This window comes from Arthrobacter sorbitolis, from assembly GCF_054510995.1.
Window position 1 is genome coordinate 303,631 of sequence record NZ_JBTNDM010000003.1, and the last position, 12,569, is coordinate 316,199.

Annotated in this window: 13 protein-coding genes; 6 read left to right on the forward strand and 7 right to left on the reverse strand. The window is 72.0% G+C overall.

Translation table 11 applies throughout. The features are described 5' to 3' along the window. Positions 1-22 precede the first annotated feature (22 nt). On the forward strand, positions 23-1,207 hold the full coding sequence (locus ACX80K_RS09865) for a PucR family transcriptional regulator (protein ID WP_459271738.1): 1,185 nt from the start codon (positions 23-25) through the stop codon (positions 1,205-1,207). On the opposite strand, the gene ACX80K_RS09870 is transcribed toward ACX80K_RS09865, so the two are convergent. Together ACX80K_RS09870 and ACX80K_RS09875 are read right to left on the reverse strand one after the other, a co-directional pair. Beyond that, positions 1,204-2,067 carry a DNA-3-methyladenine glycosylase family protein gene (locus ACX80K_RS09870; protein ID WP_459271679.1) on the reverse strand — a complete coding sequence of 288 codons (864 nt, stop codon included), beginning with the start codon at positions 2,065-2,067 and terminating at the stop codon, positions 1,204-1,206. The two genes, ACX80K_RS09865 and ACX80K_RS09870, sit on opposite strands and share 4 nt — an antisense overlap. Beyond that, on the reverse strand, positions 2,064-2,858 hold the full coding sequence (locus ACX80K_RS09875) for an SDR family NAD(P)-dependent oxidoreductase (protein ID WP_459271739.1): 795 nt from the start codon (positions 2,856-2,858) through the stop codon (positions 2,064-2,066). Before ACX80K_RS09875 ends, ACX80K_RS09870 begins: the two co-directional genes overlap by 4 nt. Before the next feature lie 254 nt (positions 2,859-3,112). On the opposite strand from ACX80K_RS09875, the gene ACX80K_RS09880 reads away from it, so the two are divergent. The 3 genes from ACX80K_RS09880 to ACX80K_RS09890 all read left to right on the forward strand — a co-directional run bounded on the left by ACX80K_RS09880 (position 3,113) and on the right by ACX80K_RS09890 (position 5,151). Next, a complete protein-coding gene (locus ACX80K_RS09880; RefSeq protein WP_104048589.1) occupies positions 3,113-3,418 on the forward strand; it encodes a DUF4193 domain-containing protein in 306 nt (101 codons plus the stop codon). A gap of 133 nt (positions 3,419-3,551) precedes the next feature. Beyond that, entirely contained in the window at positions 3,552-4,193 is a 642-nt protein-coding gene (locus ACX80K_RS09885) for an alpha/beta hydrolase (RefSeq protein ID WP_459271680.1), read from the forward strand. 31 nt (positions 4,194-4,224) lie between these two features. Next, positions 4,225-5,151 carry an AEC family transporter gene (locus tag ACX80K_RS09890; protein WP_459271681.1) on the forward strand — a complete coding sequence of 309 codons (927 nt, stop codon included), beginning with the start codon at positions 4,225-4,227 and terminating at the stop codon, positions 5,149-5,151. Here the strand turns inward: ACX80K_RS09890 and ACX80K_RS09895 are convergent. Then, positions 5,141-6,160: a GlxA family transcriptional regulator gene (locus tag ACX80K_RS09895; protein WP_459271682.1), complete on the reverse strand. Its 1,020-nt coding sequence runs from the start codon at positions 6,158-6,160 to the stop codon at positions 5,141-5,143. The two genes, ACX80K_RS09890 and ACX80K_RS09895, sit on opposite strands and share 11 nt — an antisense overlap. 81 nt (positions 6,161-6,241) lie before the next feature. Between ACX80K_RS09895 and ACX80K_RS09900 the strand changes: the two genes are divergently transcribed. Further along, positions 6,242-6,409, forward strand: a complete 168-nt coding sequence (locus ACX80K_RS09900; protein ID WP_459271683.1) for a hypothetical protein — start codon at positions 6,242-6,244, stop codon at positions 6,407-6,409. 15 nt (positions 6,410-6,424) lie between these two features. Here the strand turns inward: ACX80K_RS09900 and ACX80K_RS09905 are convergent, their stop codons facing one another. After that, entirely contained in the window at positions 6,425-7,636 is a 1,212-nt protein-coding gene (locus tag ACX80K_RS09905) for a low temperature requirement protein A (RefSeq protein ID WP_459271684.1), read from the reverse strand. A gap of 137 nt (positions 7,637-7,773) precedes the next feature. On the opposite strand from ACX80K_RS09905, the gene ACX80K_RS09910 reads away from it, so the two are divergent. Further along, positions 7,774-8,658, forward strand: a complete 885-nt coding sequence (locus ACX80K_RS09910; RefSeq protein WP_459271685.1) for a YsnF/AvaK domain-containing protein — start codon at positions 7,774-7,776, stop codon at positions 8,656-8,658. Between the two features lie 115 nt (positions 8,659-8,773). On the opposite strand, the gene ACX80K_RS09915 is transcribed toward ACX80K_RS09910, so the two are convergent. The 3 genes from ACX80K_RS09915 to ACX80K_RS09925 all read right to left on the reverse strand — a co-directional run bounded on the left by ACX80K_RS09915 (position 8,774) and on the right by ACX80K_RS09925 (position 12,529). Next, a complete protein-coding gene (locus ACX80K_RS09915) occupies positions 8,774-9,172 on the reverse strand; it encodes a VOC family protein (RefSeq protein ID WP_459271686.1) in 399 nt (132 codons plus the stop codon). Between the two features lie 263 nt (positions 9,173-9,435). Further along, entirely contained in the window at positions 9,436-11,529 is a 2,094-nt protein-coding gene (locus tag ACX80K_RS09920; protein WP_459271687.1) for an iron ABC transporter permease, read from the reverse strand. 4 nt (positions 11,530-11,533) lie between these two features. Beyond that, the gene (locus ACX80K_RS09925; RefSeq protein ID WP_459271688.1) at positions 11,534-12,529 is read right to left on the reverse strand and encodes an ABC transporter substrate-binding protein; all 996 of its coding nucleotides are present in this window, start codon (positions 12,527-12,529) and stop codon (positions 11,534-11,536) included. Positions 12,530-12,569 lie beyond the last annotated feature (40 nt).

Sequence of the window (12,569 nt, forward strand, 5' to 3'; positions counted from 1 at the left end):
TGTTCCCGTGAGTTCTGACGCGATGGTGAACGCTCCCCCCGAGCCGCCCTGGCTCGCCCTCCCACCCGAGGTCAGCGACCGGTTGCGGCCCCTCACGCCGGACCTCGTCGAGGCCATCATCCAGGCGGTCCCCCAGCTGGTCCCGGCCTACGCCCGGCCCATCGAGGGGAACTTCGGGCGCGGCCTGCGCAGGGGGGTGGCCGCCGCGCTCGAGCGGTTCCTCGAGCTGCCGGGCACCGGGATGCCCGCGCTGTCCGACCAGAGCCGCCAGCTGGTGGCGGGCCTCGGCAGGGGCGAGTTCCGCCAGGGTCGCAGCATGGACGCGCTGCTCGGCGCCTACCGGATGGGCGCGCGCGTCACGTTCCGGGAGATGTCGCGCCGTTCCATGGAGGAGGGTCTCGGCCCGTCCGTCGTGGTGGACCTCGGGGAATCGATCATGGCCTACATCGACGAGCTCTCCGCCGTGAGCGCCGAGGCCTACGCCTTCGAGCAGTCGGAGCGTGCGGGGGCCGTGGACCGGCGTCGTGCCGAGCTGCTGGAGCTGCTGCTGCTCGGGCAGGCGGACGAGACGGCGCTTCGGCAGGCGGCGTCCCTCGCGGACTGGGCCGTTCCCGCGCAGGTCGTCGTGGTGACCCTGCCCCTGGAGCGCGCGCCGGGGATCCGTCAGCGGCTCGGGCCGGGGGCGATCGTCGTCGAACGCGAGACCGACGCCGTCGCCCTGGTCCCCGAACGGGGTGCGTGGCAGCGCGCCGAGCTCGACCGCGTGCTCACCGGGCGGAGCGCCGCGATCGGGCCCGCGGGCGGGATCGACCTGGTGGCGCAGTCGCTCCGCCTGGCCGTACTGGCCGCCTCCATGCTGCCGCCGCGCGAGGGCGCGGACGAGCGGCCGGTCTGGGCGGACGAGCACATGACGGAGGTGGTCCTGGCGGCCGAACCCTCGGCCGTCGGGGAGCTGGCCCGCCGGAGGCTCGCCCCGCTCGCCGACCTGCCCGACGGCCAGCGCGCCAAGCTCGAGGAGACCCTGCTGGCCTGGCTGCGGCACTGGGGCCAGCGTGCGCCGATTGCGGAGGAGCTCGGCATCCACGGGCAGACGGTCGGCTACCGCGTCCAGCAGCTGCGTGAGCTGTTCGGCGACGACCTGAAGGACCCGAAGTTCCGCTTCGAGCTGGAGATCGCGCTGCGCAGCGACCGGAGGGGCCCCACCTAGGGTCCCGCGTACGTGGCCGCCGTCCAGAGGTGGAACAGGGCGTAGGCCCGATAGGGCCGCCAGGCCTCCGACAGGCGTTCCGCATCGCGGATGCTCGGATCGCCCATGGCACGGCGTGCCACGAGGTCCCCGGGCGTGAAGGCGTCGGGATCCCGCAGGACGCGCACGGCGAGGTAGTCGGCGGACCACGGCCCGATCCCGGGGATGGCGAGCAGGTCCCTCCGCACCGCCGCGTGATCGCCGGCGGGGTCGAGGGACAGGCCGTGGACGACGGCGCGCGCCACGTTCTGCACCGTCGTGGCCCGTGTGCGGGTCACGCCGACGGCGTCGCGCAGCTCGCCGTGCGGCACCGCGGCGATGGCCTGCGGCGTGGGGAAGAGCGTGAGGCCCGCCGTCGACGGCGTGCCGTAGGCGGCGGCGAGCCGGCCACCGAACGTGCAGCCCGCGGCCACCGACACCTGCTGCCCGAGGACCGTCATGATCGCGGCCTCGAAGGCGTCGGGGTAGCCGACGGCGCGGAGGCCGGGACGGCGTCGCACGAGCGGGCCGAGGAGCGGGTCGCCGTCGAACGCCCGGGCGACGGCTGCGACATCCGTGTCGAGGTCCAGCCACGCGCGCGTGGTGCGCACGAGATGCGCGAACTCGCCGTCGTCGTTGGTGTCCGCGGTGAGCTCGACATCGTCGGGCCGGACGGTGACGGTGACGCGGCGCGGGCCGCCCGGCGTCGCGAGCAGGCGCGTGTGCGAGCGGCCGGATGCGCCCCGGACCTCGCAGCCCGGTATGGCGTGGTTCGCCAGGATCGCGGCCATGGGGCCCGGCTCGAGCCCGCCGACCGGGGTGAGGGCGGCCGTGCGGCTCACGGCAGGATGGCGTCCACGTATCCGCCGTCCACGCGGACCGCGGCGCCGGTGGTGGCCGAGGCGAGGGGGGAGGCGAGGTAGGTGACCATGTTGGCGATCTCCTGCGGCTCGATCAGGCGTTCCAGCAGCGACTGCGGGCGGTGGTCCTTCATGAACTGCCGCTGCGCGTCCTCCCACTCGAGGTCCTTGTCCACGAGCTGGTAGACGAAGTCCTCGACCCCGCCGGTGTGGGTGGGGCCGGCGATGATCGAGTTCACCGTCACGCCGGTGCCGGCGGCCTCCTTCGCGAAGCCGCGCGAGACGCCGAGGAGTGCCGTCTTGGAGACGCCGTAGTGGATCATCTCGGCGGGGATGACGACGGCGGAGTCGCTCGCGATGTACTGGACGCGGCCCCAGCCGGCGTCCATCATGCCGGGCAGGTAGGAGCGGGTGAGGCGGATCGCGGTGAGCACGTTGACCTCGAAGTAGCGGCGCCACTCGGCGTCGTCGATCTCCAGGGCCGGCTGGGCGCCGAAGATCCCGAGGTTGTTGATCAGGATGTCCACGGCGGGCAGGACGCCGAGGGCCAGGGCGACGCCGTCGTCCGTGGTGACATCGGCCGGCACGGCGACGAGGTCGGCGTCGGGCACGTCCCTGCGGATGGTCTCCATGGCGCGGGCGACGCTGCGGTTGCTGCGGCCGTTGACCCCCACGCGGGCGCCCGCGGTCGCGAGGCCGGCGGCGATGGCCATGCCGATGCCCTGCGTGGATCCGGTGACGAGCGCCGTCTTGCCGCTGAGGTCGATTGCCAATGCCATGGGAGCTCCTGGGACCGTCGGGGAGGGGACTGGGACCAACCCTACGACGGCGGCGCCCGCCGTCCGCGTGTAGCACGCCCGGTCCTGTTTCGTCACATCGAAGTGCGGAAAGGCGTCCGTTCGGGGCGTGGAGAAAAGTTCCAGTTGCAGCCGGTATATTGCACCCGGTATATGGAATACTTCCGCCTCTTCCGAGGTTGAGAGTGGCATCTGGGCGTATTCCCGCCCACAGAAGGAGATCTACCCCCATGGCAACCGACTACGACGAACCACGCGTCCGTCCGGAAGACCAGCCGGCCAATGAGTCCCTCGAGGCTATCCAGGCACAGCGCAGCGCGACCACGCAGACCGCGCTGATCGATGTCGAGGACGGCGAGACCGCCGAAGGGATCGACCTCCCCGGAGCCGACCTCTCACATGAGGAACTCCTGATCCAGGTCATCCCGCAGCAGGAGGACGAGTTCACCTGCATGTCCTGCTTCCTGGTACACCACCGCAGCCAGCTTGCGCGCGAGAAGAACGGCGACAAGTACTGCACCGAGTGCGAGGGCTGACAGAACGTCCGGACGTACGAGAAGCCCCTGGCCCTCCGGCCAGGGGCTTTCTTCGTTGACCGGTCGGCCTGCCCAGGGGGTGCCCGGAGCGGGTCCGCCGCCGTCGCCACCCGCCGGCCAGTACGGTGGAGGGATGGAGTCCTCTCACGTCATCGTCCTGCCCGGAGGCGGCTACGGCATGCTGTCCGACACCGAGAGCGAGGTGATCGTCGACCGCCTGCGCTCGCTCGGCCTCTCGGCCAGTGTCTTCCACTACCCCGTGCAGACCCGGCATCCGGGCCCCCTCGACGCCGTCCGCGAGGAGATCCGCCGCGTCCGTGCCGCCGGTGTCGGACGGCTGGCCCTGCTCGGGTTCTCGGCGGGCGGGCACCTCGCCGGACACGCGGCCCTGACGGCCTCCGCTGATGCCGTCGAGGGCGTCGACGCCGCCGTCCTCTGCTATCCCGTGGTGTCGATGGAACGCGCGACGCACCGAGGCTCGCAGGACGAACTGCTGGGGCCCGACGCCGGCGGGGAACTCCGCGCGGCGACGTCCCTGGACCGCCTCGTGACGGCCGACGCCCCACCGTTCTTCATCTGGCACACCGCGGCCGACGAGGCCGTCCCCGTGGAGCATGCGTACCTCCTCGGGCAGGCGCTCGCCGCGCACTTCGTGCCGCACGCCCTCCACGTCTTCGCCGAGGGAGAGCACGGCCTCGGGCTGGCCACGGGAGCGGGCGCCGCCGAGCAGTGGAGCACCCTCGCCGCCGACTGGCTCGTGGCACAGGGCTGGTGACCCGCCGGGTCCGGCCTGCGGGCGAGGCCTCGTGATCCTGCAGACCCTCGTGGCGCTGGGCCCGGTGATCGGACTGATCGCCCTCGGCTGTCTCCTCAGGTCACGCGGCCTGCTGGCGCCCGCGTTCTGGCCGCCCGCGGAGAGGCTCTGCTACTTCGTCCTCCTGCCGGCCCTGTTCGTGGGCGGCACGGCGACGGCGGACCTCGCGGGACTGCCGATCGCCCTGATGGCGCCGATCCTCGCCGGGCCGGTCGTCCTGACGGCGCTCGGGCTCGTGCTCGCGCAGCGCTGGCTGGATCTCGATGGACCCGCCTTCACCTCCGTGCTGCAGGGGAGCATCCGTTTCAACAACTACCTCGGGCTCTCGATCGCCCTCGCCCTCTTCGGGCCCGACGGCGTCGCGCTCGCCGCGATCGCGAACACCGTCCTCGTGCCGCTCGTCAACGTCCTCTGCACGCTCGGCTTCGCGCGGTACGGGTCGGAGAGGCTGACGCTCGCCGGCACCGTCCGCAGTATCGTGACCAACCCGCTGATCCTCGGCTGCGTCGTCGGGATCCTGCTCAACGTCTCGGGGCTCGGGCTGCCGCCGGGCGCCGCCGAGTTCGTCAAAGCCCTCGGCGGCGCGTCGCTGCCGCTCGGCCTCCTGTGCGTGGGGGCGGCCCTGGATCTCCGGAGCCTGGGCAGCAATGTGGGCGCCGTCGTGCTGGCGACCGCGGCGAAGTTCGCGGTGCTGCCCGGCCTGGGGATCGCCGGCTGCCTGCTGCTGGGCCTCACGGGTGAGCCCGCCGCCACGGTGATCCTGTTCCTGTCCCTGCCCACGGCGTCCTCGGCGTACGTCATGGCGAGGGCGCTCGGCGGCGATGCGCGGCTCATGGCCTCGACGATCACGCTGCAGACGCTTGCCGGGGTGCTCTACCTGCCGGTGGTCCTCCTCGTCATCCGCAGGCTCACCGGCTGAGGGCGTGCCCGCCGAACTGTTCCTCGAGCTCGTGCAGGTCGAGGTCGCACCCCTTGTCGGATCCCCGGAAGGTGCGGCGGTACGCGGCGGGGCTGACGCCCAGGGCCTTCTGGAAGTGGTGGCGCAGCAGCACGGCCTGGCCGAAGCCCGCCGCCCGCGCGACGGCGTCGACGGTCAGTCGCGTCTCCTCCAGCAGCGACTGGGCGCGCAGCAGCCGCTGCCCGGTGAGCCAGGCCGCCGGCGTCGTGCCCGTCTCGGCGCGGAACCGCCGGGCGAACGTCCGCTCGCTCATGTGCAGGCGCTGGGCGAGTGTCGCCACGGAGATGTCCTGGTCCAGGTGGTCGCCGAGCCAGACGAGCAGCTCCTCCATGGACGCGCCGCACTCGGTGGGGATGGGCCGCTCGATGAACTGGGCCTGGCCGCCGTCGCGGTGCGGAGGCACCACCATGCCGCGGGCGATCGCCGTCGCAGCCTTCGGCCCGAACTCCTGCCGGACGAGGTGCAGGCTCGCGTCGATCCCCGAGGCCGTGCCGGCGCTCGTGAGGATGTTGCCGTCCTCCACGTAGAGGACGTTCTCGTCCACATGCGTGCCCGGGTAGGCGTCGGCGAGGCTCTTCGTGTACCTCCAGTGCGTCGTCGCGGAGCGGCCGTCCAGGAGCCCCGCCTCGGCGAGGGCGAACGCCCCCGAGCACACGGAGAAGATGCGGGCGCCCCGGCGGTCCGCGGCCCGGAGGGCGTCCAGGACGGCGGCGGGCACTGCGGTGCCCGCCGAGAAGGGCGCCATGATGACGAGGTCGGCGTCGTCGACGCCCGTGAGGTCGTCGTCCACCTGCAGGGACACGCCCGACGACGTCCGGACCATGCCGGGCACGGGCGTGCAGACGCGGAGGTCGAAGGGGGGAAGACCCACGCCGAGCGCCGATCGGTCGACCCCGAACACCTCGCAGACCACGCCGAACTCGAAGATGGAGAGGTCCTGCAGGACGATCACGGCGACCCTGGTGAGCATGCCAGAAGTATGGCAGCTTTTGAGCGTTATGGGTCCTTTCTGCCACTCTTTTTCTCCGGCCGGCAGGACCAGTATCGACGCATGAACATCCTGCTGATCCTCCTGGTCATCGTCCTCACCGCACTCCTGGTGCGGTATCTCCTGGGGATCGTCGGCGCTGACGTGCCGTCGGACCATCCGGCGTCGCATGCGGACTGGACCATCGACTCCCTGCCGAGCTCCGGCTACGCCCTGCGGCACGACTCCTAGGGCGCCGCCCGCGGGTCAGTGCCCGCCGTGGGCGTGCCGCTCCCTGATCGATGCCCTCGCCTCGCTGTACAGCGTGCTCTCCGCCGCCACGAGCGCCGCGGCCATCGTGGCCGCGAGGGCGAGGGCCGCCAGGGGGGCGAGCGGCGCAGCCACGGGGACGAGCAGGAGCAGGACGGCGGTGCCCACGAGCCGCAGCTTCTTCCAGCCACCGGCCATGCGGCGCCAGAAGGCCGAGCTGCCGAGGAGGAACAGGGCGGCCCCGCCGAAGAGCGCGAACGAGCCGAGCAGGCCGAAGTCCTCCGTATCGTAGACGTGCGCGAGGACGTCCTCCACCCCGAACGCCGAGAGGATGATCCCGGCCACGAGGGGCAGGTGCAGGTAGGTGTAGGCGTCGACGGCGGCCGACGTGCGTTCCTCGCCGCGCAGGGCGGCGAAGCGGTGCTCGGCGGCGATCGCCGTGACGTCGAAGTGCAGCCACCACAGGCAGACGGACAGGGCGATCCCGAACACCGCGCCGAGGAGGATCGGGACGCTCACGGGTTCCTTGGAGGCACCCACGCCGATGGCCACGATCGACTCGCCGAGCGCCAGGATGACGACCAGGCCGTGACGCTCGGTCCAGTGCGCCGCCGAGGGCAGGCGCCAGTCCCCGTGCGTGGACGTCAGATAGGTCAGGGTGATGTCGAGTGCCAGCCCGGCCAGCCAGAACCAGGTCTGCGCCGTCCCGCCGATCAGCGCGCCGGCGAGGATGAGGGCGGAACCGGAGAACATCGCCACGGAGGTCTTGAGGACCTGGCGCTGGAGCGGCTTGTCGTCCATCGCCGCGTACAGGTAGAGCGCCAGGTGCATCAGGCGCACCACGAAGTACGCCAGTGCGAGGACGAGGGGGCCGCTGAGTCCGCCCTCCAGGTCGTGGAAGGCCTCGGGGATGGCGAGGGCCGCGATGAACATGGCGACCATGACGACGGACAGGCCGAGGCGCATGATGCCCTCGTCCACGTGCGTCTGGTTGCCGAGCCAGGAGTAGGACACCCAGGACCACCAGAGCAGCCCCAGAATGATCATGCCCTGCAGGACACCGAGGAACGAGTGCTCGTGGGCCATGAAACCGGTGACCTGCGTGAACGCGAACACGAAGACCAGGTCGAAGAAGAGCTCGAAGGTGGTGACGTGGTGCGATTCGTCGGAGACGCGCGCCGCCCGGAGGGATCTGCGCCGGAGGTGCATGCGGCACAGTTTAGGACCGTCGGGGCCGTTCGCCGAGGGTTCGTGGATTATGAAGTGCAGACCGAGTAGTAAGCATGCTTGCTATCGCTCCGGGTGGGCCCTACGGTGAAGGAAAGCAACTCCTCGAAAGGGCAATCATGATCACGCTTGAACAGATGAAGGATGCCATGAACGCCGGCGCCAACGTGCTGAGCGAAGACGGCGCCGTCCTCGGTCCCATGGGCCAGCTCTACGTCGACGACGCCACGGGCGAGCCCAGCTGGGTCACCGTCGCCACCCACACCATGGGTAACCCCGAGTCCTTCGCGCCGCTGCGCGGGGCGACGCTCGCGGGCCGCGACGTCCGCCTGCCCTACACGCACGCCAAGGTGTACGACTCCCCGAAGATGTCCCTGGACGGGCACCTGAGCCCCGAGGAGGAGCAGCACCTCCTGCGCTACTACGGCCTCATGGCGCCGAAGGACGACGTCGGGACGGACCAGGCCGCCACCGCAGGTTTCGCCGACTCGGGTCGCACCGACGCCGACCGTACCGATACCGACCGCGCCCGCGACTCCGACCGTCCTGATACCGACCGCACCCGCACGCAGTCGTCCCGCCCCGAGGGTGACTACTCCATGACGCGCTCCGAGGAGCAGCTGCGCGTGGGCACGGAGATCCGCGAGACCGAGCGCGTCCGCCTCGTGAAGCGCGTGGTCACCGAGGACGTCACCATGACGGTGCAGATCCGCCGCGAGGAGCTCGTCGTCGAGCGCGTACCCGTCAAGGACGGCGTCCCGTTCTACGACGACGGCCAGAACTCCTACACCGAGGCCGAGCGCGAGCGCCTCTACTCCGCCGTCGAGACGGCCTTCAACGGCGAGACCGTCGAGGTGGTCCTCTACGAGGAGAAGCCCCGCGTGGAGATGGACGTGGTGCCGATCGAGCGCGTACGCGTCCGTCGCGAGGCCCGCACCCACGACGAGGTCGTCAGCGGCCAGGTGCGCAAGGAAGTCATCGAGACGGAGCGCGTCGAGCTGTAACCCGTCGCCGGCGCTCGAACGAGGAGCCGGCGCGTCGAGAGGACAGTGATCACCACCCGGAGTGCATCCGGCGGTGATCGCTGTCCTCTCGTGCGTCCTCCTGGCTCCGTGCGTCCTACCGGTCCCTCGAGGACAGCACGCAGAACTCGTTCCCGTCAGGATCCGCCAGGACCTCCCAGCTGACGTCGGGTCCCTGCCCGATGTCGATCCGCCGCGCCCCGAGGGCGAGCAGGCGCCCGATCTCGGCGTCCCGGTCCTGGCTGGTATGCGGCGCGAAGTCGAGGTGCAGGCGGTTCTTCCCCTGCTTCCCGTGCTCCACGGACACGAACACGAGGCCGGGCGGTACCTGCTCGAAGGAGAGCGTCGGGCCCAGCTCGCGGGCCCAGGGCGGCACGAGGACGGCCTCGTCGTCGTCCTCGAACATCACCTCCCAGCCCAGCGACTCGGCCCACCAGTGCGCGAGGGCTCGGTGGTCTGCGGATTCGACGACGGTGGAATACCAGCGGAGGGTCATGTGCCGATTGTGCCCGGATGACGGCGCGCGGGCACCGGGACACCGGACAGCTTCCGTCCGCATTCCGGGAGGGAGGCCCCGCTGGGACCGTCGGGACGACGGACATGACCGGTGATGGGACCGTACGCCGGTCATTCCTGCCGTGCCCGCGCGGCACCCCGCGCGGCACCCCGCGCGGCACCTCGCGCGGCACCTCGCGCGGCACCTCGCGCGGCGCCCCGCGAAGCACCCCGCGCGGCACCTGGGTAGCGCGACGGCGACCCTCAGCGGCGGAGGCGGCTCCGGAACAGCAGGTGGATGAAGTAGGGCGCCCCGAGCAGCGCCGTGAGCAGCCCCGCGGGCAGCTGCGCCGGGGCGATCGCCGTCCGGCCGATGAGGTCGCCGAGGCAGACGAGGATCGCGCCGAGCAGCATCGCCGTCGGGAGGATGAGCCGGTGCGACGCCCCCACGAGCGCGCGCGCGGCATGCGGCGCCACGAGGCCCACGAAGCCGATCACCCCGATCCCGGCCACCGACGACGCCGTGAGCAGCACCGCCGCGGCGAGCAGGACCACCCGGGTGCGCGGCACCTGCAGGCCGAGCAGGCGCGGGGTGTCCTCGTCGAGGGCCAGCAGGTCCTGTGCGCGGGAGAGGGACGCGATCACGGGCAGGCCGATGAGGAGGGCCGCGGCCATGGGCACGAGGTGCTGCAGCGACCGGCCGTAGGTGGAGCCGGAGAGCCAGGTCAGTGCCTTCGACTCGTTCCACGGGTCGGTGAGGACGATCAGCAGCGTGATGACGGCGGTCGCGGCCGCGGACACCCCGATGCCGATGAGCACGAGGCGGTCCGTCTGCATGCCACCCCGGAAGGACAGCCCGAACACGATCAGGGCGACGACGGCGGCACCGGCGCCGGCCGCAGCGCTCATGGTCCAGAAGCCGGCCAGCGGCACGAGGGTGATGACGAGGACGGCGCCCACCCCGGCCCCGCCCGAGACGCCGATGATCGCGGGCTCCGCGAGCGGATTCCGGGTCACGGCCTGGATGGCGGTCCCGGCCAGGGCGAGGGAGGCGCCCGCGAGGAGGGCCGCACCCACGCGCGGTGCCCGGGCATCCATGACGCTGGACACCACCGGCCCGGCCTGGCCGGACATCCAGTTGGCGATGTCACCGAGGAGGAGCTTCGCGTCGCCCAGCAGGAACCCGGCGATCGTCACCGCGACGAGCAGCACCGCGAGGACCGCGAGGACCGCCGTGCTGCGGGCCGCTCCGATGGTACGCAGGGAGACGGAGCGGGCCTCGCGGGTGGGACCGTCCGAACGCATGCGGTGGGCGAGGGCCACGAGGAAGACGGCGCCGAAGACCGTGGTGACGACGCCGGTGGGCACCTCGACCGCGCTCTCGGCTCCGACGACGGCGCGCAGCAGGACGTCGGCGCCGAGGACGAGGAACACCCCCATGAGCGCCGCCGCGGGGATGAGGGCGATGTGCCGGTGCAGGCCCGGGATGCGGGGAGCCGCAAGGCGGACGACCGCGGGAGCTGCGAGCCCCACGAAGCCGATGGGACCCGCGACGGTGACGGCAGCGGCGGAGAGCAGCACGGCGAGGACGATCGCGAGGACCTGCGTGCCGCGCACGTCGATACCGAGCACGCGGGCCTGGTCGTCGCCGAGGGCCAGCAGGTCCAGGGAGCGCGCCTTCGCGAGCAGGACGAGCAGCACGGCGCCTGCCAGGGGTGCGAGGACCACGAACTTCTCGGGCCCGCTCTGCCCGAGGGATCCCGAGCCCCAGGCGAAGAGACCGCGCGTCTCCTGCGAGAACAGCAGCAGCAGGGTGCTGGTCAGGGCGTGGAACGCGAGTGCGATGGCGGAGCCGGCCAGCACCAGGCGCACGCTCGAGGACTGTCCGGCGCCCGCGAGTGCGAGCACGAGGGCGGCGGCGCCGAGTCCGCCGAGGAAGGCCACGCCCACGGATCCGAGCAGCGGTACCTGCAGGCCGAAGGCCGCGACGGCGACGACGGCGAGATGTGCACCCGCGTTGACCGCGAGCGTGTCGGGGGAGGCGAGGGCGTTCCGCGAGACGGACTGCAGGACGGCGCCCGCCGCCCCGAGCGCCGCCCCGACGAGCAGGCCGGCCGCGAGGCGCGGGATGCGGCTGGCCGCGACGACGGCTCCCGTGGTGCCGTCGTCGTTCCCGAGGAGCAGGCCCAGGATGTCCGCCGCTCCGACGCTCGAGGTGCCCTGCGTGACGTGCACGAGGGCGAGGATCGCGGTGGCGGCGGCGAGGAGGCCGCCGGCGACGGCCAGGCGCACTCCGGGGTGCGGGCCCTCGGCCCGGGCCGGGCGCGGAGTGGGCCTGGTCAGCGTCGCCGACGGCACGGGACTACTTCGCTGCCTGCGCCGTGACGGCGTCGACCGCCGCGTCGACGAACTGCCCCATGGAGCTGGGGCCGCCAAAGGTCCAGAGGGCGTCGGGGAAGCGCGTCACCCCGGTCTCGACGAAGGGCAGCGACGTCCAGACGGCGTTGTCCTTCAACTGCTCCTGGTAGGGGTCACCGAACGCGTCGTTGGCGAGGTACCAGAAGGCGGTGTCCTCCGGCAGGGCGGTGAGGCCTTCGACGTCGGTCTGCCCGAGGCCGTAGGCCGCGTCGCCCTCCACGGTCCAGGCGTCGGCGAGGCCGAGCCGGCCGAAGACGCTGCCGACGAGTGAGCCCTCGGTGAAGGGGCGGATCGAGACGCTGCCGGCGTCGACGTACGCGTCGGAGAAGGCCACGGGGGTCCCCGCGCCGCCCGCCTCCTCGATGGCGGCCCTGCCCTCGGCGACCTTGGCCTCGAACCCGGACTTCAGCTCGGCGGCCTGGTCCTCGGTGCCGGTGACCGTGGCGATCAGGTCGAGGTTCTCGAACATCTGGCCGATGTTGTCCGTGGCGTCGCCCCCGGGCACGACGACGACGGGGACGGTCTTCTCGATCTGCTCGATCGCGCCCTCGACGAGCTGGTCGGTGACGATGACGACGTCGGGCGTGAGGGACACGAGGGTGTCGATGCTGGGCTCGCCGCGCACCCCGACGTCGGTGACGGAATCGTCGAGCGGCTCGGCGCTGACCCACTGGGCGTAGCCCTCCACGTCCGCGGCCCCGACCGGCATGACGCCGAGCGAGACGAGGTTCTCGACGGCGTTCCATTCCGTGGCGACCACGCGCTCTGCGGGCCCGTCGAGGGTGATCTCCTTGCCGCGGGCATCGGTGACGGTGATGCTCCCGCCGGTCGCGGCCTCCTCGGGAGGCGTGCTGCCGGTGGCTGCCTCGGTGGTGCCGCACGCGGTCAGGGAGAGCAGGGCCACCGCTGCGAGGGCAGCGAGGATCTTCGGTTGTGTCATCGTCTTCATTTCTCTTCGGAGCGCACGGTGCGCGGGTGGA